The 20,746-nt window shown below is 64.5% G+C and carries 22 protein-coding genes and 1 tRNA gene; 11 read left to right on the top strand and 12 right to left on the bottom strand.

From position 1 onward, the window contains the following. Positions 1 to 9: 9 nt before the first annotated feature. Entirely contained in the window at positions 10 to 918 is a 909-nt protein-coding gene (locus tag RM192_RS04850) for a LysR family transcriptional regulator (protein ID WP_311506441.1), read from the top strand. Positions 919 to 1,117: 199 nt separating this feature from the next. Next, positions 1,118 to 1,789 (top strand): TonB family protein, encoded by a 672-nt coding sequence (locus tag RM192_RS04845; protein ID WP_311506440.1) that lies wholly within the window; start codon positions 1,118 to 1,120, stop codon positions 1,787 to 1,789. Positions 1,790 to 1,852: 63 nt separating this feature from the next. On the opposite strand, the gene RM192_RS04840 is transcribed toward RM192_RS04845, so the two are convergent. From RM192_RS04840 to RM192_RS04825, 4 genes are all read right to left on the bottom strand, one after another. Next, complete coding sequence (locus RM192_RS04840) at positions 1,853 to 2,356, bottom strand: winged helix DNA-binding protein (RefSeq protein WP_311506439.1); 504 nt, start codon at positions 2,354 to 2,356, stop codon at positions 1,853 to 1,855. Between the two features lie 92 nt (positions 2,357 to 2,448). Further along, positions 2,449 to 2,907, bottom strand: a complete 459-nt coding sequence (locus RM192_RS04835) for a hypothetical protein (RefSeq protein WP_311506438.1) — start codon at positions 2,905 to 2,907, stop codon at positions 2,449 to 2,451. 35 nt (positions 2,908 to 2,942) lie between these two features. Further along, positions 2,943 to 3,290, bottom strand: a complete 348-nt coding sequence (locus RM192_RS04830) for a hypothetical protein (protein WP_311506437.1) — start codon at positions 3,288 to 3,290, stop codon at positions 2,943 to 2,945. A 115-nt stretch (positions 3,291 to 3,405) separates the two neighbouring features. Next, entirely contained in the window at positions 3,406 to 3,957 is a 552-nt protein-coding gene (locus tag RM192_RS04825) for a helix-turn-helix transcriptional regulator (RefSeq protein WP_311506436.1), read from the bottom strand. 295 nt (positions 3,958 to 4,252) lie between these two features. Between RM192_RS04825 and RM192_RS04820 the strand changes: the two genes are divergently transcribed. After that, positions 4,253 to 5,857, top strand: coding sequence for a histidine kinase (locus tag RM192_RS04820; RefSeq protein ID WP_311506435.1), 1,605 nt, complete (start codon positions 4,253 to 4,255; stop codon positions 5,855 to 5,857). Next, complete coding sequence (locus RM192_RS04815; protein WP_311506434.1) at positions 5,854 to 6,480, top strand: response regulator transcription factor; 627 nt, start codon at positions 5,854 to 5,856, stop codon at positions 6,478 to 6,480. The genes RM192_RS04820 and RM192_RS04815 overlap by 4 nt, the downstream gene beginning before the upstream one ends. Positions 6,481 to 6,679: 199 nt before the next feature. Here the strand turns inward: RM192_RS04815 and RM192_RS04810 are convergent, their stop codons facing one another. Then, a complete protein-coding gene (locus RM192_RS04810; RefSeq protein WP_311506433.1) occupies positions 6,680 to 7,522 on the bottom strand; it encodes a class III extradiol dioxygenase family protein in 843 nt (280 codons plus the stop codon). After that, positions 7,522 to 7,926, bottom strand: a complete 405-nt coding sequence (locus RM192_RS04805) for a protocatechuate 4,5-dioxygenase subunit alpha (protein WP_311506432.1) — start codon at positions 7,924 to 7,926, stop codon at positions 7,522 to 7,524. Before RM192_RS04805 ends, RM192_RS04810 begins: the two co-directional genes overlap by 1 nt. Before the next feature lie 165 nt (positions 7,927 to 8,091). Between RM192_RS04805 and RM192_RS04800 the strand changes: the two genes are divergently transcribed. Together RM192_RS04800 and RM192_RS04795 are read left to right on the top strand one after the other, a co-directional pair. Then, complete coding sequence (locus RM192_RS04800; RefSeq protein ID WP_311506431.1) at positions 8,092 to 8,463, top strand: hypothetical protein; 372 nt, start codon at positions 8,092 to 8,094, stop codon at positions 8,461 to 8,463. A 194-nt stretch (positions 8,464 to 8,657) separates the two neighbouring features. After that, a complete protein-coding gene (locus tag RM192_RS04795) occupies positions 8,658 to 9,656 on the top strand; it encodes an HWE histidine kinase domain-containing protein (protein WP_311506430.1) in 999 nt (332 codons plus the stop codon). Here RM192_RS04795 and RM192_RS04790 read toward each other — a convergent pair. After that, positions 9,653 to 10,243: a LuxR C-terminal-related transcriptional regulator gene (locus tag RM192_RS04790; RefSeq protein ID WP_311506429.1), complete on the bottom strand. Its 591-nt coding sequence runs from the start codon at positions 10,241 to 10,243 to the stop codon at positions 9,653 to 9,655. The two genes, RM192_RS04795 and RM192_RS04790, sit on opposite strands and share 4 nt — an antisense overlap. A 163-nt stretch (positions 10,244 to 10,406) precedes the next feature. Here RM192_RS04790 and folE point away from each other — a divergent pair, with 163 nt between their 5' ends. Further along, on the top strand, positions 10,407 to 11,003 hold the full coding sequence (folE, locus tag RM192_RS04785; protein ID WP_311508569.1) for a GTP cyclohydrolase I FolE: 597 nt from the start codon (positions 10,407 to 10,409) through the stop codon (positions 11,001 to 11,003). 19 nt (positions 11,004 to 11,022) lie between these two features. Further along, positions 11,023 to 11,991, top strand: a complete 969-nt coding sequence (locus RM192_RS04780) for an FAD-dependent oxidoreductase (RefSeq protein WP_311506428.1) — start codon at positions 11,023 to 11,025, stop codon at positions 11,989 to 11,991. Positions 11,992 to 12,094: 103 nt separating this feature from the next. Here RM192_RS04780 and RM192_RS04775 read toward each other — a convergent pair whose 3' ends face one another. From RM192_RS04775 to RM192_RS04760, 4 genes are all read right to left on the bottom strand, one after another. Beyond that, a complete protein-coding gene (locus RM192_RS04775) occupies positions 12,095 to 12,682 on the bottom strand; it encodes an HD domain-containing protein (protein WP_311506427.1) in 588 nt (195 codons plus the stop codon). A gap of 62 nt (positions 12,683 to 12,744) precedes the next feature. Continuing rightward, a complete protein-coding gene (locus RM192_RS04770) occupies positions 12,745 to 14,205 on the bottom strand; it encodes an MFS transporter (RefSeq protein ID WP_311506426.1) in 1,461 nt (486 codons plus the stop codon). Between the two features lie 4 nt (positions 14,206 to 14,209). Beyond that, positions 14,210 to 15,898: a GMC family oxidoreductase gene (locus RM192_RS04765; RefSeq protein ID WP_311506425.1), complete on the bottom strand. Its 1,689-nt coding sequence runs from the start codon at positions 15,896 to 15,898 to the stop codon at positions 14,210 to 14,212. After that, positions 15,898 to 16,524: a gluconate 2-dehydrogenase subunit 3 family protein gene (locus RM192_RS04760; RefSeq protein ID WP_311506424.1), complete on the bottom strand. Its 627-nt coding sequence runs from the start codon at positions 16,522 to 16,524 to the stop codon at positions 15,898 to 15,900. The genes RM192_RS04765 and RM192_RS04760 overlap by 1 nt, the downstream gene beginning before the upstream one ends. 179 nt (positions 16,525 to 16,703) lie before the next feature. On the opposite strand from RM192_RS04760, the gene RM192_RS04755 reads away from it, so the two are divergent. The 3 genes from RM192_RS04755 (at position 16,704) to RM192_RS04745 (ending at position 20,195) form a co-directional block, all read left to right on the top strand. Then, positions 16,704 to 16,780 (top strand) — tRNA-Pro (locus RM192_RS04755). A 97-nt stretch (positions 16,781 to 16,877) separates the two neighbouring features. Next, positions 16,878 to 17,777 (top strand): hypothetical protein, encoded by a 900-nt coding sequence (locus RM192_RS04750; protein ID WP_311506423.1) that lies wholly within the window; start codon positions 16,878 to 16,880, stop codon positions 17,775 to 17,777. Positions 17,778 to 17,783: 6 nt separating this feature from the next. After that, complete coding sequence (locus tag RM192_RS04745) at positions 17,784 to 20,195, top strand: hypothetical protein (RefSeq protein WP_311506422.1); 2,412 nt, start codon at positions 17,784 to 17,786, stop codon at positions 20,193 to 20,195. Positions 20,196 to 20,256: 61 nt separating this feature from the next. On the opposite strand, the gene RM192_RS04740 is transcribed toward RM192_RS04745, so the two are convergent. Then, positions 20,257 to 20,712 (bottom strand): peptidylprolyl isomerase, encoded by a 456-nt coding sequence (locus tag RM192_RS04740; RefSeq protein ID WP_311506421.1) that lies wholly within the window; start codon positions 20,710 to 20,712, stop codon positions 20,257 to 20,259. Positions 20,713 to 20,746: the final 34 nt, after the last annotated feature.

Here is a 20,746-nt window from a genome sequence, read left to right as displayed (position 1 = left end):
GGGCCGCAGATGCGCTTCAAGGGTCTCGATCTCAACCTGCTTGTGGTGTTCGACGCGCTGATGGAGACGCATAGCGTTACCCGTGCAGCGGAGCGGATCGGGCTGACCCAGCCGGCCACCAGCGCAGCGCTGCGGCGCATCCGCGAATACTTCGGTGATGACATCGTGGTCTCGGTGGGCAAACGGATGCACCCCACGCCCTTTGCCGAAGCGCTGCATCCGCAGATCCAGCAGACGCTGCGGGGGATCGAGCGCGCGATTGCCACGCCGACGACGTTCGATCCGGCCACCTCGACACGCAGGTTCCGCATCATAGGATCGGATTACATCATGGTGGCAGTGCTGGTGCCGCTGATCGAGCGGTTCGCGCGGATCGCGCCGGGCGTGCGGGTGGAGATCATCCTGCCCAACGAGCACAGCATCGCCGAACTCGAGGCGGCGCGCGCCGACCTGCTGGTGACGCCCGAGGCATTTCTTTCGGCCTGGCATCCGAGCGAAATCCTGTTTGCCGAAGAGCAGGTGGTGGTCGGCTGGGCGGAGAATCCGGTTTTCGCGCAAGGAATTACCGAAGAGGATTTCTATGCTGCGGGGCATGTAACCGTCCAGTTCGGGGCGGATCGAACACCCGCCTTTGCGGATTCGACCCTGTCGCGGATGGGGCGCGATCGGCAGGTTGAAGTGACGGTTGGCAGCTTTGCCTCGGCACCGTGGTTCATCGAGGGCACCGCGCGGCTGGCGGTGCTGCACGAGCGGTTGGTGCGGCAGATTGCCCGTCGCTTCAACCTGGCCTGGGCGCCGATGCCCTTCGCGTTCCCGAGGATGAACGAGATGATCCAGTTTCACGAAGCCCGGGCAGGCGATCCCGGGCTGGTGTGGCTGCGCGAGCAGATGCGCGATGTCGCCGCGCAGAGCGGGTGACAGTTATAATCAATATCTATCGAATTGGTTGAGATTTTTGTGGCGACGGACCGCGTTCGGGTATAGTTTCCATTGTTACCGATCGCCCTGCCTGTGCGGGGCACCTCTTCCGGCAGGGTTCGCTGCCAAGCGAGGCCTTGTTCCGGAACGCGTTCCCGCTGTGACAGCACGGGGCGACGGCAACGGAGAGGTGTTGCATATGGCTTATCTCATCGAAGACACGGGCAGGAAGCGGGCGCAGACTTTCGTGGCAGTCGCCCTTCTGCATGGCGCTGGCATCTGGGCGATTGCGTCGGGCTTTGCCGGCGGCGTGGTGAACATCGTGCGCGATACGCTGGTGGCCAGGCAGTGGCAGGACGAGGTGAAAATCACACCGATCGCGCCGCCCGATGTGAAGCCCCCGGAAGCGCGCACCGACCGGACGGTGGTCGCGCCGAAGCCGGACATCGTGCTGGCGAAGGCCGATCCGGGATTCACGATCCGCGAGATCGACGTGCCGGAAATTCCACCAGCGGGCGACCTGGTGATCGAACCGAAGCCCCAGCCCTCACCCCTGCCATCGGCGACCCCAAGCTATAGCGTGCGCGGTGCTGCGCCGAAGTCTGCGCCGGGATCGTGGGTTTCGGACCGCGACTATCCGAGCGCGGCGATCCGCGAAGAGCGCGAAGGCGTGACGCGGTTCAGGCTGGCGATCGGGCCTGACGGGCGGGTGACGGGCTGCGAGGTCACCGGATCCAGCGGCTCGGCCGATCTGGATGCCGCGACGTGTGCCAAAGTCAGCGCGCGGGCGCGCTTCACCCCAGCCCTGGGCAGCGACGGCATGCCGGCGGCGGGCAGCTACAGCGGCGCGGTGCGCTGGATTCTGCCCTGACGGCGCTTACCCGGTCGGCCGGACGGAGGGGGTGCAACTTCCGTCCGGCCTTCCGGGGAACGGTCAACCCGCCGGGAGGTGCCGGTCGGGATCGTGGGCGAGGACGCGCCCGATGTTCTTGCGCAGGCTGGCGAGACTGGCATCCATCGCCGCAAGGCCCCGCCAGGTGAGGCGGACAAACGTGCGGCGGCCATCACGGCCATCGTCCTCACGCTCGATCAGGCCGCGCGCTTCGAGGATGCGCAGCCAGCGCAAGGCGGTGGTCGGCGGCACATGCGCGCCGATGCAGGCGCTGGTGGTGGGCACGCGGCGCTCTTCACGCGCGGCGATGTAGAGGTCGAGCAGGATGTCCCAGGTCGGCTCGCCGAACAGGTCGGCGGGCAGGAACTTGTGGCGGCGGCGGCGCTCGGCGTAGATCTCGCGGGCCACGGCGAGGTGGTGGACGATCAGCGCCGGATCGAGCGTTTCGGCAGTCTTGGCAGGCTCGACCAGGCGCGGTGCGCTGCGACGTCCGATCGTGGTGATGGTGGCCCGCGTGGTTGTTGCCCGCATGGAACGTACAGTCATGTTGATTGCTCCCCCGGATTGACGGCAGGTTTGTCGGTTTGAAACAGGTGTGTCGGGCTTCTGTCCGGTGCCTTCCCCAAGGCACCGCACGGTTACATCGCGCTGCGATCGAGCCGCCACGAATGGTAGCGGCCGACCAGCTCTTCGCGCCGCACATGAGCGACGGTGCCGAGCAGCAGGGCTGCAAGCTGGATGTTCAACGGCATCTGCGTCATCGCAAAATAGCCGTAGCGGACCAGGGAAAGTTCGACGATCTTCGACAGGTGGCCCAGCACCACGATGATCTGTGCCGCGCTGACCAGAAGCGGCCAGCCCCGGTTGGCCCGGAGCGCGATCCACAGCAGCGCGATCATCGCCCAGCTGTCGATCACGAGATGTCCGGGATTGACTGCGAAAAACGCAGGCTCCCCGAACATCGCGTGGTTTACCAGATCAACCAGTGTCGTTGTTGCGAGGACGGATGCGACCAGTCGTTCAGGCTCGCCTCCCTTGCGGAAGGTGAAGGCCAGTACTGCCGCAATCGCCAGACGAAACACCCAGATCAAGTTCATTCCCCTGAGTCCGTTTCAGGAACGGCTGGTAGCGATCAGGCCGCGCGGACCAAGGTGACGGCATTGCCGGCGGTTTCGAGCGAGCCCTTGGGCGGGCAGTCATCCACCCCGCCGCTGCCGAGTTCGCGGCCGACGTCGAGCAGCTTGCCGTGAACGCGGGCGATTTCGTTGCTGGCGTCGAGCATCGCCTTCTGGCTGGCGGCGAGGCGCAGCAGCGCCTCCTGCCCGGTGAAGGCGCCGACCGGCGATTCGCGGCGTGCCCGGACCATCGTGGCCAGAAGGTTGGCCTGACGGATCAGCGCCTCGTCGATGGCGGCTTCGGTTTCGTGAAGGTCACGGGTGATGCGGATGCCGTGTACGGTGACAAGATTGGAATTGATCATTGTAGCTCCCACCCCTCGCGTTTCCGCAAAGGGCCCCTTTCAGATCAGGGTGGCGGCGCCCCCGCGCCGGTCACCCGGTTGACGAAAGGAGACTGCCTGCGAGCCCGAAGTCCGATCAGCGATCGAGCAGCGAGGACAACTCGGCAAACATGCTCAAGCCCCCAAGCACGATCAGGATCAGCAGCGCCGTGATTGCGACAATGAAACCCAGTCGCATCAAGGTGCCATACGGCCCGTCGAACGTCTCCGGGAGAACGTGGTGGTAAACGATCCCGTCCTTGCCTTGCGGATCATACCCGCCTGGCGTGGAGCCTGAAACCTTGCCTTCGATCCCGGTCGCTTGTGGCGCCAGAGGCAATGTCCCAGTTCCGGACCGGTCGACACCAACGTCGTCCCGCTCAGACGTTTCGGCCGGAAGTGGCGGAAAGCCTACATGGGAAAGTCCATATACGGGTTGTTCGCATATCTCGAGCAGGCGGCGATAGGCCTGTGCGACCTCACCGCGCGTGCCGACGCCAAGCTTGGCGCGGGCGAGCATGATGCGCTGATCGACAGTGTGCGGGGAAATGCCAAGGAGGCGGGATATCTCCTTTGACGTCTTGTGTTGTATCAAGAGATCAAGGACTTCGCGCTGCTTGGCTGTCAGCTCCAACAACGGATTGTCCATCAAATCGCCATCAACCATCATTGTAAGTCGCACCCCCGAGAGTCGGTTACCGTGAAGGAAGAAGGTAAACGCTCCGCCAAGTCATTGTGCCTTAAACGAATTGGTTTTCCAAACACACTTTCGCAACTCCAAGCCCAGCGATTGTCCCGATCCGGACAAGTCGGCCACAATTGACCGGATTCGCGCCTGCCCCGGAGGCAGTGCTGTTCGCCGCAGCACAGGTGGTGCAGTGTATATCCGGCGAATCGGAGGGTGGAATTTGTACGGCAGTTCACTGGCGCGGCGGACGGGGAGAGTGATTGCAACCGGCAGGGCCATCCTTGCCCTGTCGTTCCTGCTTGCGTTGTGGCTGGATCCTGCGGTGCCAGTGCGCGGCGTGGCTGGCGGATATTATCTGGCCAGCGGTTACCTTGTCTGGACCGCCGTGCTGATGATCATCGCCTGGCGCAGCTGGTGGTTCGATTTCAGGCTGGCTCCGCTGGCGCAGGGCATCGATATCGCCGTGTTCGTATCGGCGGTCTATTTCACCGAAAGTCCGTTCACCGAATTCCAGAGCCCGTTCCTGGCCTTTGCCGCATTTCTGCTGGTGGCCGCGATGGTGCGCTGGAACTGGCGCGCGACGGCCTTGACCGCAGCCATCCTGCTGATTGCCAACTTTGCGTTCGGCGTCGCGCTTTACGAACTCGGCATCCAGATCGATCTGTTCCGCTTCACCCGGCGCATCCTTTACATGATCCTGCTCTCGGGCATCCTGATCTGGCTGAGCATGTCGCGCGGGACGGGGCGGGCGATCGACTTTCCCGACCCTCCGGGTCTGCTGGGCGAGCGGCGCGACGGACTGCTCGATTCAGCACTCGATCTGACCGCGAGCTTGCTGGGGGCACGGCATGTCGTCCTGGCTTTCGGGGGCAACGAGGAACCCTGGGTCGAATTGCGCCGCCTGTCCATGGGCCGCATCACGTCGGAGCGCGCCGGTCCTGACCGTTTCGAAGAGGAATGGAGCGAGGCACCATCGGCAGCCATTTTCAGCGTGAGCAAGAAGCGGCTGCTCATGCTTGACGGCACTGGTGTCATTGCCCGCAGCGGGGAAGTGACATCCTCGCTGGCCGGAGAGTTCTGCATTGACGAAGGTATTGTCGTGCCAGTGCACAGTGCAACCGGCGCCGGACAAATGCTGGCATGGGAGTGCAACTCGCTTGGCCCGGACGACTTGCGCATCATGCACACAATGGCCGAACAGATCGGTGCCGCGCTGGACCGCGAGGAAATGGCGACACTGGCGCGCAGCGCCGCCGAAACCGGCGTGCGCCATGCGGTTGCGCGCGATCTGCATGACAGCGTGGCGCAGTTCCTTGCGGGCACGCTGTTCCGGCTGGAGGCGCTGCGTCGCTGGATCCGCGAGGGCAACGATCCCGAAGGCGAGATCGATTCGATCAAGAATGCGCTGCGGCGCGAACAGGGCCAGTTGCGCCTGCTGATCGAACGCCTGCGCCGGGGCGAGGAAGGCAACCGGCGCACCGAAATGGCCGACGAATTGCGCGACCTGCTGAACGAGGCGGGCCTGCACTGGCACATCGAGACCGAACTGGTCATGCCCGATAAGCCGATGCCGGTCCCGGTCCAGCTTAGCCATGAAATCCGCCAATTGGTGCGCGAGGCGATTGCCAATGCGGTGCGCCATGGCAAATGCCGCAAGGTGCGTGTGGAACTTGCCCAGGAATCGGGTATGCTTAACCTTCGGATAGATGACGACGGGACCGGTTTCCCGCTACAGCCCGAAACGATCCGCCCACGATCCATCACCGAGCGGGTGGAAGCACTGGGCGGGACTTTCAACATGCAAAGCAACAATCGTGGCGCTCGGCTCGAGATTGCCATCCGATCCGGAGAACCCGCATGATACCCGTTCTTGTCGCCGACGATCATGGCTTCATCCGCGCAGGCGTTGAAGCGGTGCTGCGCGGCACGCGCTTCTCGATCGTGGCAGCGACGGCGAGCGGCGAGGAAACATTGGACGCGATCAAGACGCACGATCCAGCGATCGTGCTGCTCGACATCAACATGCCCGGCATGAACGGCGTGCAGACGCTCGAAGCGCTGCGCGAGCGCGGCGACAAGCGCAAGGTCGTGCTGCTGACCGCCGAGATCAACGACCGGCAGCTGATGTCGGTGATGCGCGCAGGGGTGGACGGGATCGTTTCGAAGGATGGGGCCGAGGACGGGCTGGTCGATGTGCTCGACCGCGTGCATTCGGGCCAGAAAGCCATCGGGCAGGACTTCCTCCAGCGCGCGCTCGACCTGTCGCTCAGGCCCGATTCACAAGGCCCGCTGGGCAAGCTCAACCCGCGCGAACGCAAGATTGCGGCGCTCGTCGCGCGCGGCATGCGCAACCGCGACATCGGCGCGGAAATGGGCATCGGCGAGGGCACGGTGAAAGTTTACCTGCACACGATGTACCAGAAGCTGGGGATCGATAATCGCACCGAACTGGCGCTGCTGGCGGTGAATGAGCAGGATGGGTGAGGGTTGAGGCGTCTGGTTCTGGTAATTTTGCTTTGATGGCGGACTGTCGGGATGCCACCCATTTTCTGTCGCTCACACCGCCTAGTTGCAGCTTTCAAACCTGCCATCCGTCGTAGCTGAACAAGCCCTCCCCCGCCCCCTCCCGCAAGCGGGGGAGGAAGATTGGGGTATCCCCTCTGCCTTTGGCGGAACGCCGCATTCAGGCTGGCTCCAGCAAAAGGCTGGCCGCCGCGGTGTTGCTGATGGGGATGTGGTAGTTGCGGCTGACCTGGGCGAGCGGAGCGTCGCCCATGGCCCCGCGGGCGGCGATCCAGTTGAGGATTTCGACGCCTTGCGTGCCGGCGAGCTGCGCAACTTCCTCGGCAGTGTGGCCGGTCAGCGCTTCCGGGTTGGCGGCGAGGTTATCCAGACAGAACATGTCGTAATCGGGGTTCATGAACCCGGCGCGCGGGCCGTCCAATTGGTGCGAGAGGCCGCCAGTGCCGCAGACGAGGATGCGTTCGTCCCCGCCCCACGATTGCAGCGCGCGGTGGACAGCGCGGCCCAATGCGAGGCAGCGCTTCGGGCTGGGCAGCGGATACTGGACCGTGTTGATCGAGATCGGGATAAGCTTGATCGGCCAGCTTTCCGCGCCGGGATAAATGAGTTCGAACGGGATCGACACGGCGTGATCGACCAGCATCTGCTGGCAGGTGGTGATATCGAATTCATCGCGCACCAAGCTGTCGATCACATGCCATGACAGCGCCGGGTGGCCGGTGAAGCTTTTGTAGACCGGCAGCCCCCAGCCCTCGTCGGCATTGTCGTAAGTGGGCGCCGCGCCGACCGCGAACGTGGGCATCTTGTCGAGGAAGAAGTTTAGGCCGTGGTCATTGGAGAAAACCACCGCGACATCGGGCCTGGCCTGCGCCAGCCATTCGCGGATGGGCGGGAACCCGTCGAAGAACGGTTTCCAGTAGGGCGTTTCCTGATCGCCGCGCACGATTGCGCCGCCGATGCCGGGGACGTGGCTGGTGAAATAGCCGCCGATCACATTGGCCATCATGCGTTCTCCTTATGGGGGATCTTGTCGGCCCAGGTGACGAGCATGGCCTTGAATTCATCGACCGTCATGCCGGTCTGCATCGCGCCGAGGTCCTGCACGCCGAGGCCGAAGATTCCAGCCAGCTTGGCGAGGTAATAGACGTTGCCGCCGGCATCGAGCATGGCCAGCACATCGCGGTCCGCCACGGCCTTGCGCTGCTCGGGCGTGAGCGCGAATTTGGCGCAGTATGCATCCTCGTCGGCAAGGAAGGCGTCGCGGTTGGCCTTTTCGTTGAACGAGAAGCACATTGCGTTGAGTTCGTAGCCGCGGCGGGCGAGGTCGCCGCCGAACAGCGGAATGGCTTGGCGGATGGCATTTGCTGCCGTTTCCGAATGGGGCCTCCGGGCCGAATCAGGGGTCATGTCTGTATCTCCCGGCCGGACTTTGGCTGTCCGGCATGGGGGAAATCATATGCAACACATACAATCTTGCCTTGATCGAGGTCAAAGACCGGGAGCAATGATTGCGGCGAGCCTAAGTAACGTAACGGAGTGACGAAGTGTTTGGTTAATCGCTATAATTACCAAATGCCATTGTCCAACGCCGACCGTCAGCGCCGCTATCGCCAACGCCTGAAGGCGCGGGCGGCGGGCGGTGCGGTGGTCGAACAGGCGCGCGGCGCGGTGGAGCGGGCGATTCAGGCGCTGTGGTCCTATCACGAACGCCCCTCACCCAGCGGCGTGGCCTGGCGCGAGATCGATGGGTGCCGGACACTGGACGAATACCGGTCGGAGCTTGAACGCTCGCCCGCCAACCTGCTCCAGACCTGCCGGGCATTTCTGCCAGGGTTCGAAGGGCTTACCATGGACGAAGCGCGCGCCGTGGCCGATGTGATCGAACTGGCCGATGCCCTGCGGCTGGCGCCTGCCGGGCGGATCGTCGTGCCCGAGATTGCCTGACGTTACGGCATGGCCGATGGGCGGCAAGGCGGCGCGTGAACAAAACCGTTCAAGGCTTTAACCGTTTACGCAAGATGCCCAAATTACCGTATAAATCCTTGCCCTTACGCCGTGCCTACGCCTAGAAATCACCGGATCGGACATAATCCGGCGCAGTTTGCGGCGGTAGGGAACAACAGATCGGGAGAATACGGGTGAGTGCTGGAGACGTGCGTCGGAGCGAATTTGTCCGCGCCCTCATCCAGCGTGACCGCTCGCCGGCGGAGTCACTGGCGTGGGTGGCCGGACTGATCCTCGCGCCGACGGCGCTGCGCCTGATGTTCGACACAGGCGCGCTGGGGTTGCCTTTCCTGACCTATTGGCCGAGCCTGCTGATCGCCTCGCTGGTGCTGGAGCTGCGGTTCGCCGTGGTCTTTGCGGTACTGACCGCGATGTTTGCGCAGCGCATGTTCGGCGGCGGCGCCTGGTTCCGCGAAGTGACGACGGCGCGCGTGGTGTTCTTCGCGATGTTCGCGTTTTCTGCCGGAATGATCGTGACGATGGGCACGATGCTGCGCCGCGTGCTGCGCGAGGTCGAGGATGCTCACGCCGCGCAGGAGCGCTACGCCCGCGAAATGCGCCACCGGGTGCGAGGCATGTTGACGATGATCCAGGCGCTTGCCTCGCGCGGGCCGAACGCGCGATCGCCGATGGATTTCTACAAGGAGTTCTCGCTGCGGCTCGAGGGGCTGGCAAACTCCAGCGACCTGCTGCAGATCGGTGCGGAGAGCGATGGGCAGCTGCCGCAGATGGCCGGGCAGACTGTCGCGCCGTTCGACCGCGACGGGCGCATCCGCCTGAGTGGGGAGCCTTGCAAGGTGCCCGCGGCGAGCTGCATTCCGCTGATCATGGCGCTGCATGAGCTGTGCTCGAACGCGATCGCGCATGGGGCGCTGTCGAATGCGACGGGGCGAGTCGAGCTTAACTGGTTTCTGGGGCCTGACGGTTCGACGCTCTACGTGATCTGGACCGAAAAAGGCGGGCCCCGCGTGGAAGAGCCAGCCTATTGCGGGCTGGGGCGCAAGCTGCTCGAGGCGCAGCCGGGGATCGCGTCGATCGACCTCAATTTCGATACCACAGGCGTGTGGTGTGAAATCCGGATCGCCGGTGCTTCGGCAATTACGGCGATGCAGGATCGGCGCGCGGCTGGTTAGAACCCTGCTTCGATGGCGACGCGGATGGCGTCGGCGCTGGTCTTGACGTCGAGGCCCTTGAGCACGGCGGAGCGGTGCATCTTGACGGTGCGTTCGCTCAAGGACAGTTCGTAGGCGATCTGCTTGTTGAGCTTGCCCGCAGCCATGAGCACGAGGATTTCCTTCTGCCTGCGGCTGAGGCGTTCGACACGCTCCGCAGCGCCATTGCGGCGGGCGTCGTTGGCCTGGGCCTGATCCTCGCCGATCTCGACCTGCGAGCCGAGGAAGTATTCGAGTTCGCCTGCCGCATCAAAGATGGGCGCGACCATGACTGCGTTGCGGAAGGGGGTGCCGTCCTTCTTGTAGTTGAGAATCTCGACCATGACCGGCTGCTTGCGCCAGATGCCTTCGCGCAAGGTCAGCGCTTTCTCGTCCTCGGTGCCGGTGCCGCGCAGGAAGCGACAGTTGCGGCCGATGATCTCGTCACGGCCATAACCAGTCAATTCGACGAACGCGTCATTGCAGGCAATGATCGGGTTGTCCGGCAGACGCGGATTGCTGATGACGGCGGCCGTCGGGCTGGAGGCGATCATCTCGTTGATAGACATACCCCGTATATAGGCACATCGCGGCGGCATTCCAATCCGTGCCCTTTGGTCCGTGTTGTTGCTGAGGGTCCCGGCGCGCATCGGAGGCACTATTGCAGCACTACCGCCTGCGGGAGCCGCCCCGATGAACGTCCTTTCCCCTTCCCTCGCCGCATCCTCCGGCATGGCCGATGTCATCGGCGAAGACGGCAAGATCGCCGTGCCCGCCGAAGTGCAGGACGCAATCCGCACGCTTATCCGCTGGTCTGGCGACGAGCCTGAGCGCGAGGGTCTGCTCGATACCCCCAAGCGGGTGGCGCGGGCGTGGCGCGAATATTGCAGCGGTTATTCCAGCGATCCCGGCGTGCATCTTTCGCGCACTTTCGAGGAAGTGGGCGGCTATGACGAGGTTGTGCTGCTGCGCGACATTCCGTTCCAGAGCCACTGCGAACACCATATGGCGCCGATCACCGGCACCGCCTCCATCGCCTATCTGCCCAAGGACCGGGTGGTCGGCATTTCCAAACTGGCGCGCGTGCTGCACGGCTATGCCCAGCGCCTGCAGGTGCAGGAGCGACTGACCGCCGAAGTGGCGCAATGCATCTGGGACAATCTTCAGCCGCACGGCGTTGCCGTGGTTATCGAAGCGCAGCATGGCTGCATGACCGGGCGCGGCGTGAAGACGCACGGGGTCGGCATGGTCACCAGCCGGATGCTCGGATGCTTCCTGAGCGATGCCAGCAGCCGCAAGGAAGTGCTGGCGTTGATGGGACGTGGTTGAGCGCCGGGCACGTACCGTGATGCACATTGCTATTGTCGGGGCCGGAATGGCCGGCCTTTCCTGCGCCGACCGGTTGCGCCGTGAGGGCCACCGCGTTTCGCTGTTCGACAAGGGACGCGGTCCGGGGGGGCGCATGTCGACCCGGCGGATGCAGACTCCACTGGGCGAACTGCATTTCGACCACGGCGCGCAGTATTTCACCGTGCGCGATCCGGCATTCATGGCGCAAGTGGCGCGCTGGTCGGCGAGCGGCGTTGCTGCGCCCTGGCCTGCTGCCGGGACCGGCGCATGGGTGGGCGTGCCGACGATGAACGCAGTGGTGCGCGATATGGCAGAGCAGCACGACGTGTCGTTCGGCTGGCATGTGCGCGGCCTCGTTCGCAAGGACGGGTCATGGCATCTGACAGGCGATTCCGCAGGTGGTGAACGGCTGCAGAGCGGGCCGTTCGATACGGTGGTGGTGTCACTCCCACCCGAACAGGCAGCAGCCATCGTTGCGCTGCACGACCTTTCGCTGGCATCAACGGCGCTGGCTGCACGTTCGCAGCCGTGCTGGACCGCGATGTTCGCGTTTGACGCAGCCCTGCCGACATCGCGCGATACCATCCGCGATGCCGGGCTGATTAACTGGGCGGCGCGCAATTCCGCCAAGCCCGGTCGCGGTGGCCCCGAGACCTGGGTGGTGCAGGCCAATCCGCAATGGTCAGCCGACCATATCGAGGAGCCGGCGGAGCAAGTGACGGCGCAATTGCTGCTGTCGCTTGGTAAATCGCTGGGCGTCGTCATGCCTCAACCGGTCGTGCAATCGGCGCATCGCTGGCGTTATGCGATGTCGACGGGAAGCAACCTTGGTGCGCTGTGGAGCGCAGGTTCGCGCATCGGCGTTTGCGGTGACTGGCTGCTCGGGCCGCGCGTGGAGAACGCGTGGCTTTCCGGGCGGACATTGGCGAGCCTGATTCTGGCGACGGTGGAGCAGCGGGCTGCTTGATTTTCGGGGGTGATGTCTTTTTGCGATACTGCCGCCGACCACCCTCCTCCAACCCCTCTCTGCAGGGAGGGGAGCAACAGCTTTTAGAGCGCTTTCCGACCGATCATTCCTGCGTCATCGCCTTCTTGTAGATGCTGGCGCGGGGAAATTCGAACAGGCGCAGGACCATCGGCTCGAAGAACGACAGCGGCAGTGTATCGTAGGCGGGATCGAACGCCGGGCAATCGTACTTGTCGATGAATTCCACAGTGGCGGCATAGTGCTCATGGCCCTCGAACTGGTCACGCATGTTGCGGTTCAGCCCGAGGAAGTGGAAGAAATTGTAGCCCTGAAAGATGCCATGATGCTGCACGATCCACAGCAGTTCTTCGGAGACGAAGGGCTTGAGGATGGCGGCGGCAATATCAGGGTGATTGTAGGCACCGAGCACGTCACCGATGTCGTGCAGCAGGGCCATGACGACATAGTCCTCGGCCCGCCCGTCGCGGTGGGCGCGAGTAGCGGTTTGCAGGCAATGCGTCAGCCGATCTACCGCGAAGCCGCCGCAATCGCCTTCGAGCAGGCGCAAGTGATCGACCACCCGGACGCCGCCGCTGCGGGCATGGGGCTGAAGATGCTGCATGATCGCATCCCAGTCATCCTGCGTGCCCTCGGTCATCGCGTGGAACTTGGCGGTTGGCAGATCGTCCATGGCCCGGCGTCCTTGTCTCCCTCGCACCGCGTCTTGTCCCGGCGCAGCGCGAGGGGACGAGACTACTGCGTTTGGCTCGCTTGGGAAGCAGGTTTCGCGGGGAAGATCTGCGCGGGCAGCGACAAGGCGAGCAGCAGGCAGACGGTCAGCAACACCTCGATCACGGCGATGGCCGCGAACATGCCGTCTGGCCCCGAAGCTGCCACGGGACCATTGAGGCTGAAATAGGCACTGCCGATGAGCGCGATGCCGAACGCGCCGCCCATCTGCATGACCGTCTTGAGGATACCACTGGCAGCCCCCGCATGGGCGCGGTCTACGCGCGCCAGCGCGACCGGCGTGGCCGGGCCTGATAGCGTGCCCATGCCGATGCCGGCGAGCAGCAGCGCCGGGATCAGGAGCGGCAGTCCGGGGCCTCCCGCCGCGATCCAGCCGAGCGCGGCGCCATCGGCAATCAACAGGGCTACGGCAGCGCATACCATGACCCACTTGCCCGCTTTTGCGAGATAGCGACGGCCGAGAAATCCCATGCCGATCATCACGCCCGCGCTGAACGGAATATGGACAAGGCCGGTTTGCAGCGGGCTGTAGCCAAGCCGGGCTTGCAGCGCGTGGGCGAAGACGAACAGGAAGCCTGTGTTAGCGGCGGAGAATACGAGGCTGATCGAGGCGGCGGTGCGGAACAGGCGGTTGGCGCCAAGTTCGGGCGGGAAGATCACAGGACCGCCGGTGCGCGCGCGCCGGACGAGGCTGCGCCACGCTGCCCACATCAGCAACGGCGAAGCGGCAAGAATGGCGATGCTGACGCCGTCGAAGCCTGCATGTTCGCCGCGAACCAGCGGGAACAGCATGGCGGCAAGGGCCGCGCCGAACGCCAGCGTGCCGATCAGGTCGATGCGCCCGCCCTTGTGCGCCACTTCGCGCGGGAGATAGCGCCAGCCTGCGGCAAGTGCGGCGAGACCGATGGGCAGGTTTATCAGGAAGACGCTGCGCCAGCCGAGGCCCGCAACGTCCGCTGCGATGAGCAGGCCGCCGAGGATGGGGCCGAGAATACCGGCAAGGCCGCCGATCACGCCGAACCATGCGAGGCGTCCAATGCGCTCGACCGGATCGTAGAGAATCTGGATCACGGCCATGACCTGCGGGGCCATGATCGCGCCCGAGGCCCCTTGCGCCACGCGCGCGGCAATCAGGGTTTCAGGGCTAATGGCCAGACCGCACATGGCCGAGGCCAAAGTGAAACCGGACACACCGAGCAGGAACATCGCGCGCCCGCCGAACAGATCGCCGAGGCGTCCGCCCAGCAGGAGGAGCAGGCCGAACGCGAGCGAATAGCCCGCCGCAATCCACTGCGCAGCTCCGCCGCCGAGGTCTTGACCGCGCGCGGCGAAATCGGTCTGCATCGCGGGGAGCGCGGTGTTGATGATCGTGACGTCGACGATCTCGAGCACCAGCGCGGTAATCAGGGTGAAGAAGGCGAGGCTCTTCTGGCGACCTGTCATGCCATCGATGGTTTGCGGCATCTGCCTAGATCACGCCTTCGCGCAGCATCCTGACCGCAGCATCGCAGGCGCGCGCGGTGAGCGCCATGTAGGTGAGCGAGGGATTCTGGCAGGCTGACGATGCCATCTGCGCGCCATCGGTGACGAACAGGTTGGCAATGTCGTGGGCCTGGCTCCACTTGTTGAGCACCGAAGTCTTGGGATCGAGGCCCATGCGCGCACCGCCCATCTCGTGGATGGCCATGCCGCCCGGGCCGGGCTGGTCAGAGCCCATGATGACCTTGCCGCCCGCCGCAGTCATCATTTCGGCAGCGTCTGCCTTGGCCTGTGCGAGCGCGGCCTGCTCTTCCTTGCCGTGGGCAAACGCGATGTGCAGCTGGGGAATGCCGAAGCGGTCGGTCTTTGCCGGATCGAGCGTGAGGCGGTTGCTGTCACGCGGCACGCTATCGGCAAAGGCGACGAGGACCATGCGCCACATGCCGGGGCTGCGCAGATGGTTCTTGAAGTCCGCGCCGATGCCCGCCTCGCGTTTGCCCGCCGCCCAGTTGCTTTGCAGCGCGCCGCCCTGAAACGAGAAGCCACGAGTGTGGCCGGTGCCGTCCATCTCGTCCATGTTGCGATAGCGCGCGACGACGACGCCGGTCGGGCGATTGCCGAAGCTGGTGCGGCCTGCAAACTGCGGGAACAACGCCATCGTGGACAGGGTGCTGGCGTGGTCCATGATCTGGGTGCCGAGGACGCCGCTTGAATTGGCAAGGCCGGTCGGCATGGCTTCCGAGCGTGAGTTGAGCAGCAGGTGAACCGAGTTGAACGCGCCTGCGTTGAGGAACACGATGCGGGCTGTGGCGGAGCCGCGCGTGCCGTCCCTGGTATTCACGTAGCGGACGCCGGTGACGCGCCGGGTGGCGGGATCGTAGTCGACGTGTTCGACGATGGCGTCTGTCACGACGGTGAGGTTGCCTGTGGCTTGCGCTGCAGGCAACGTGCTCGACTGGGTGGAAAAGTACGCGCCGTAGGAGCAGCCGCGCGCGCAGATCGAGCGGTTCTGACAAGCGGAGCGGCCCTCGTCGGGCTTGGCCTCGGTCATGTTGGCGACGCGGCCGACGGTCATGCAGCGACCGAACTTGTCGGCGACGACCTGCTTGACGTGAGTCTCGACCGCGTTGAGCGCCATGGGTGGCTGGAACTTGCCGTCGGGGAGCTGCTTCAGCCCTTCCATCGCGCCCGAAACGCCGATGAATTCCTCGACCTTGTCATACCACGGCGCGACGTCGGCATAGCGGATAGGCCAATCGGTGCCGTGGCCGTCGCGCTTGTTCGCGCCGAAATCGTAGTCGGACCAGCGGTAGGACTGGCGGCCCCAGGTGAGCGAGCGTCCGCCAAGCTGGTAGGAGCGCAGCCAGGCGAAATCGGTGCCGGGGGCGGTGCTGTAGGGGTTCTGCGCGTCGTTGACGAAGTGGCTTTGGGTGAACTCGTTGAACTGGCGGTTGCGCGACTGGACGCCGTATTCCTTCACATAGAGCGCGGCATCGCCCTGCCCCCGGAACGGCATTTCCCACGGCGTCTTCATCTCGGTCTCGTATTCGCCGTGGACGATTTCGCGCCCGCGTTCGATCATCAGGACCTTGAGCCCGGCCTGCGTGAGTTCCTTGGCGGCCCAGCCGCCGGTGATGCCCGAGCCAACCACGATCGCGTCGAATTGCGTTTTGGCCATCATCCGAACTCCACTGCGGTCCAGTCGCTCGACCAGGCGCGATAGCCGGGGGTGAGCGGGAGGTCGGGGTCGAAGCGGCCGGGGACATGCTCGTATTGCAGCTCCTGCGACGCCCCGATCTCGCTGGTGTAGTACCCGGTGAGGATCGCTGCCTTGATCGCCTTCCACGGGTGGTCACCCTCGCCGGGTGCGAAGGCTTCGGCATCGAGCGCGGTGAGGAGTGCCGCGCGGCGGGCGGGCGCGGTCTTGAGGAAGGCACCGCCCGAGCGCGAATCGAGTTCGCTCTCGATCCATGCGACATGGGCCAGCGAGCCGTCGCTGCGGACGAAGCGCGCGGGGACAGAGCCTGCTGCTACCGACTTGCGCGCACCGCCGAGGCCATGCGCGAGAGCGAGGATGGCGAAATCCCCTGCACCCGCCTCGCCCGCGCCGGGGGTGCCGGTGCGCGGCAGGACGAGCTGGGCGAGGTCCTTCATCAGCAGGCGCTGACGCTTCGTTGGCGCATCGGCAGGCCCGAGATTGGCCAGACTGGCGGCGCGCAAAGGATCGCCCAGTGCGAGGGCGAGCAGGGTTGCAGCGCCGAGAAATGTTCGGCGGTCCCATCCGCTTTGCTGCCTGTCCTGCATTGCGATTCGTTCTCCCATGCGCCCGCTTTGCGGGGTCGCAGCGCCTATATAAGAACGAATACTCTAATTCTGGACGCGGGCGCAAGAGGTTTGCTGCACAGGCGCAAGTGCATGCACGAGGCCGAATTTGACACAAACTGCCTTGCCCCCGCGCAAATGAACGCCTAGGGGGGCCGCGTCGGGGAGTAGCGCAGCCTGGTAGCGCATCTGGTTTGGGACCAGAGGGTCGTAGGTTCGAATCCTATCTCCCCGACCAACTTTCCCTCCTGTTCGCAGACAAAACCTCGCCTTGCCTTCTGGCACGGCGCGCAGTTCGTTTGCGGTCGCGCCGCGATCATGGCAGATCATGGGCGATGGGGACGGAACGGGATTTTCTGAGCTTCAGGCTGGCACTAGCGCCGGGTCTCGTGGTGCATGCGACCGAGGACCCGGCATCACCCCTGCTGGACCGATTCTTCGAAGGCTATGACCGGGCATTCATCCTGCCCGAAGAGCGCGAGGAGCGCGAGGGCTTCTCACGTTGCCTTGCCATCAATCCGCGCTTCCGGCACGCGTTCGGGCGCAGGCATAGCGAACTGGTGGCAGTGATCGAAGACACGGCAGGACAACGGCTGGGGGGCGCGAATTTCCTGACCATTGGGCTTGGCAATCCGATTGACGGCGTGACCGCAACCGTTGCCCTGAATTACGTCTACGTTGACGAGAATGCCCGCGGACGCGGCATGTTGCGGCATATGCTGGCCGCCGTGCGGCTGCTGGCGAAGCGCTCGGTGGGGCTGGACGATGACGCAAGCGACCCGACCCTGTTCATCGAGCAGAATGATCCGATCAGGTTGACGCCCGAGGCCTATGCCGCAGATTCTCGCCATTCGGGTCTGGATCAGGTCGAGCGGTTGCGCATCTGGTCACGGATCGGAGCGCGCCTGGTCGATTTTGCCTATGTCCAGCCTGCGCTGTCTGCAGAGCAGGAGCCGGACCCCAATCTGATCTACGCCGCGATCGGCCATCCAGGCGACAGTATTGCGCCCGCCATGCTCCACGCCCATCTCGAGAGTTTCTTTGCGATCTCGGTCCTCAAGGGCGAAGACGAATGTCCAGGCGGGCCGGCTGAGGCGCAGCTCTTCGGCCTCGCAAACCGCACCGCCCCCATCGCCTTGCTGGCCATGGATCCCGCACTGTCGCGCCTTGGGCCGGACGCGGACCGCACGCAATGGGCGAGCTTCCGCGCGCTGGCGCACGCAATGGAGAAATAGGTAGCCATGGCAGTCGAACGCGGTGCGCCATCAACGGCGGCGGGGCTGGAGCAGGCGGCCTCGGGCACCCTGTTCTGGACGCTGTCGCTGTTTGTGGAGCCCGAGCGCGTGGCGCGGGCGCTCGGGCTGACCGGGCAGGACAGGGTCACGCCCGACGTATTTCGCCGCGTCCAGTTGCGGCATCTGCCCTCCTTTGCCCTCGCCAACGCGATCGAACCCCTGTTCAACGACATTGCCGACCGCGAGACTGCAGGCGGGGTGCAGGAATTCCTGCTGGCGACCACGGCCGAGCATTGCGCTACGCTCGACAAGGCGCGATTGGCCGTGCGCAGGCATGATGACGTGCTGTTCCGGTTGCCGCCCAAGATCAGCTGGACGACCGAGGGTGTGTGCTACACCGCCTCGCCCGAGGGCCTTGACGATCCACGGGTCATGCGGATGCGCAGGTTCTGGCTGGCGCACAACAACGGCGCGCTCAGTTATCACCTGTCGTTCAGCCATCACTACGGGTCGTTCATCGGCCAAGGCGGCGAAGACTGCGACGGCTACGATCCGGCAACGCTCTATTTCCTGTCGACATTGCAGAAGCTGGTGGCCCCCAAGGAGTTCGGGTTGCGCGACACCTCGCTCGAGGCGCTGCGCGACGATCCAGACCGGGTTATCGACGTCTGCGGGGATGAACCGACCGGAGTCGACATCCTCGACGCGGTGGGTGTGCACCGGCGCGGTATGCCGCCATCGCGCTTCTGGCCGTTCGTCGCGAACCAGTTTCGGGGCGACGCGCGATCGCTGTTCGCGCGCATCGATGCCGAACTGGGTCAGGCTCAGGCCCGTCCAAGGCGGAAAAGCCTTGCCGATGGATTCGAGAACGGCCTGCTCGAAAGCACGCCTTTCATCGAAGTTCCGGGGCTTCGCGTGCCGAAATCGCGGTTCATGTTCCATTTCCGCGACAAGCGCTTCTTCGACCGGGTTGCGCCGGTGGATCCGCTGACGGGCCAGAGCATCCCGCACAAGCTGATGGTGCAGGACGATTGCTACCGGCCCTATCGCGAGAAGATCGCCGCCCTGGTGGCAGACGGTGCCGAGGCTACTCTCGACAAGCCGTTCTGGGACTGGGTCTGCACGCGGGACGACTACGCCGATCTGATTGCGCCGCGTGGTCCGCTGCCGCCAAAACTGCGGCCCGCAGGTGGAGGCATGTTCAGCGGGTTCGGCGATCTGGCGCCCGCCCTGCGCAAAGGCGCGGCGGAGTGGACCGTGGACGATCAGGGCGAGTTGCTGGCCCAGCCAGAAACGATGCATATTCCCGCCTTCGAGCCGCAGCGCCGCGACTGCCTCGACTTCCTGTTTCTTTCCGGATTCAATCAGAACATCATCGATTTCATGAACCAGGACACCTCGGAGGTCCTGGACAGCATCGATCCGATCTATCCGACGCAGGACCAGCAGGCCGACGAGCGCTTCTTCGTGCGCTACGCCAATCATCGCGCGATGATCACTTATGTGGCCGAAAGCCGAAGTCTGGAGATCGGCAACGACTATATCGGAACCTGTCCTTATGCGTTCCTGATCCATGCGCTTTCGATGCATAACGAGTTCCTGACGCGCAGCCACGAAGTACGGACGCTGGCGATCGTCGACCATGTCCAGCACTTGCTGGGTGATGGTCCGGCCCGCCCCGGATCGGTCGGGCTAGCACCGGGCGCACGCATACCAATTTCGGCCTCGCGGAGGCTGGATGCGGCCGAGATCGCGATAAATCGGGCTAAGCTTTCGGAATACGACGATCACGACCGCTACCGTTATGACAACCCGTTCCGGTACGATACCGAACGCACGGTCTTCGCCAAGCTCGAGGATCTGCGCGGCGTCGCAAGGCGCACCACCGCTCTCAACCGCGCGATCCGGAGCCTCGAGGACCACGCGCGCGACCTCAAGCGCCGACGCGACGCAGCCGAGGCGCAGCAGGAAGCCCGGCGCACCGGCGTGATTCAGATCCTGCTGGGAGCAACCGGCATTTTCGGCGCGGGCCAGATGATCTACTGGATAGGCGAGACCGCAAAAGGCGAGCCGCCGGACGAGAACGGCAAGACAGGCAAGCCCGAAAGCCCGGTCGTATACGACCTGCCGGGGTATCGCGCGGAGTTCACCGGCGACGAGATCATGAGCACCACACAAGCTGCGATGTTCATCGCACTGATCCTGCTAGGCGCGATGTGCCTGGCCCTTGCTGTCCGCGGGACGGCGGGCTGGGTCGCCTCCTTGCCGGAATGGAGCGGTGAGCGGATCGGGGCGGTGCGCCTGCTGTGGCGGCGGCTGCTTGAAAGTCCTGCCCGGCTGGCGCGCTGGCCTGAACGGTTTGTCCGAGCGATGGAGGACACAGGCGAGGACCCGGCCGACGGCCAGCCGCACGGTTGAAGCATGAAAAAGGGCGGCAACCTTGCGGGTGCCGCCCTTTTTTCGTGGTCTGCCTGCAGGATCAGGCCGCGACGATGGCGGCCTTGTTGATCACGCCCGGCTTTGCCGGCGGTTCGCCCTTGGGCAGCGCATCGACGTGTTCCATGCCGCTGACGACCTGGCCCCAGACGGTGTACTGCTTGTCGAGGAAGCGGGCATCGTCGAAGCAGATGAAGAACTGGCTGTTGGCCGAGTGCGGATAGCTGGTGCGGGCCATCGAGCAGACGCCGCGCACGTGTGGCTCGGCGTTGAATTCGGCCTGGAGGTCGGGCTTGTCCGAACCGCCCATACCGGTGCCCTGGGGGCAGCCGCCCTGCGCCATGAAGCCGGGAATCACGCGGTGGAACTTCACGCCGTTGTAGAAGCCTTCTCCGACCAGTTCCTTGATCCGGTCCACGTGGCCGGGGGCAAGATCGGGGCGCAGCTTGATCACGACATCGCCGGAATCGAGCGAAAGAACGAGGTTTTCGTCAGCCATTGGGTGTAATTCCTTCCAGTTTGCGCGACGATAT

The organism is Novosphingobium sp. MMS21-SN21R (genome assembly GCF_031846015.1).
GTDB lineage: Bacteria > Pseudomonadota > Alphaproteobacteria > Sphingomonadales > Sphingomonadaceae > Novosphingobium.
Note: the sequence above shows the minus strand (reverse complement) of the source record. Positions and strands in the feature narration are given on the sequence as shown.

Coding starts and splice junctions, on each gene's coding strand:
- RM192_RS04805 (WP_311506432.1), bottom strand. CDS start 7,926: ATGACCCCTGATTCGGCCCGGAGGCCCCATTCGGAAACGGCAGCAAAT.
- RM192_RS04765 (WP_311506425.1), bottom strand. CDS start 15,898: ATGGCCAAAACGCAATTCGACGCGATCGTGGTTGGCTCGGGCATCACC.
- RM192_RS04745 (WP_311506422.1), top strand. CDS start 17,784: ATGGCAGTCGAACGCGGTGCGCCATCAACGGCGGCGGGGCTGGAGCAG.
- RM192_RS04835 (WP_311506438.1), bottom strand. CDS start 2,907: ATGAACTTGATCTGGGTGTTTCGTCTGGCGATTGCGGCAGTACTGGCC.
- RM192_RS04750 (WP_311506423.1), top strand. CDS start 16,878: ATGGGGACGGAACGGGATTTTCTGAGCTTCAGGCTGGCACTAGCGCCG.
- RM192_RS04825 (WP_311506436.1), bottom strand. CDS start 3,957: ATGGACAATCCGTTGTTGGAGCTGACAGCCAAGCAGCGCGAAGTCCTT.
- RM192_RS04810 (WP_311506433.1), bottom strand. CDS start 7,522: ATGGCCAATGTGATCGGCGGCTATTTCACCAGCCACGTCCCCGGCATC.
- RM192_RS04845 (WP_311506440.1), top strand. CDS start 1,118: ATGGCTTATCTCATCGAAGACACGGGCAGGAAGCGGGCGCAGACTTTC.
- RM192_RS04800 (WP_311506431.1), top strand. CDS start 8,092: ATGCCATTGTCCAACGCCGACCGTCAGCGCCGCTATCGCCAACGCCTG.
- RM192_RS04840 (WP_311506439.1), bottom strand. CDS start 2,356: ATGACTGTACGTTCCATGCGGGCAACAACCACGCGGGCCACCATCACC.
- RM192_RS04770 (WP_311506426.1), bottom strand. CDS start 14,205: ATGCCGCAAACCATCGATGGCATGACAGGTCGCCAGAAGAGCCTCGCC.
- RM192_RS04850 (WP_311506441.1), top strand. CDS start 10: ATGCGCTTCAAGGGTCTCGATCTCAACCTGCTTGTGGTGTTCGACGCG.
- RM192_RS04815 (WP_311506434.1), top strand. CDS start 5,854: ATGATACCCGTTCTTGTCGCCGACGATCATGGCTTCATCCGCGCAGGC.
- RM192_RS04740 (WP_311506421.1), bottom strand. CDS start 20,712: ATGGCTGACGAAAACCTCGTTCTTTCGCTCGATTCCGGCGATGTCGTG.
- RM192_RS04775 (WP_311506427.1), bottom strand. CDS start 12,682: ATGGACGATCTGCCAACCGCCAAGTTCCACGCGATGACCGAGGGCACG.
- RM192_RS04790 (WP_311506429.1), bottom strand. CDS start 10,243: ATGTCTATCAACGAGATGATCGCCTCCAGCCCGACGGCCGCCGTCATC.
- RM192_RS04780 (WP_311506428.1), top strand. CDS start 11,023: ATGCACATTGCTATTGTCGGGGCCGGAATGGCCGGCCTTTCCTGCGCC.
- folE (WP_311508569.1), top strand. CDS start 10,407: ATGGCCGATGTCATCGGCGAAGACGGCAAGATCGCCGTGCCCGCCGAA.
- RM192_RS04830 (WP_311506437.1), bottom strand. CDS start 3,290: ATGATCAATTCCAATCTTGTCACCGTACACGGCATCCGCATCACCCGT.
- RM192_RS04760 (WP_311506424.1), bottom strand. CDS start 16,524: ATGCAGGACAGGCAGCAAAGCGGATGGGACCGCCGAACATTTCTCGGC.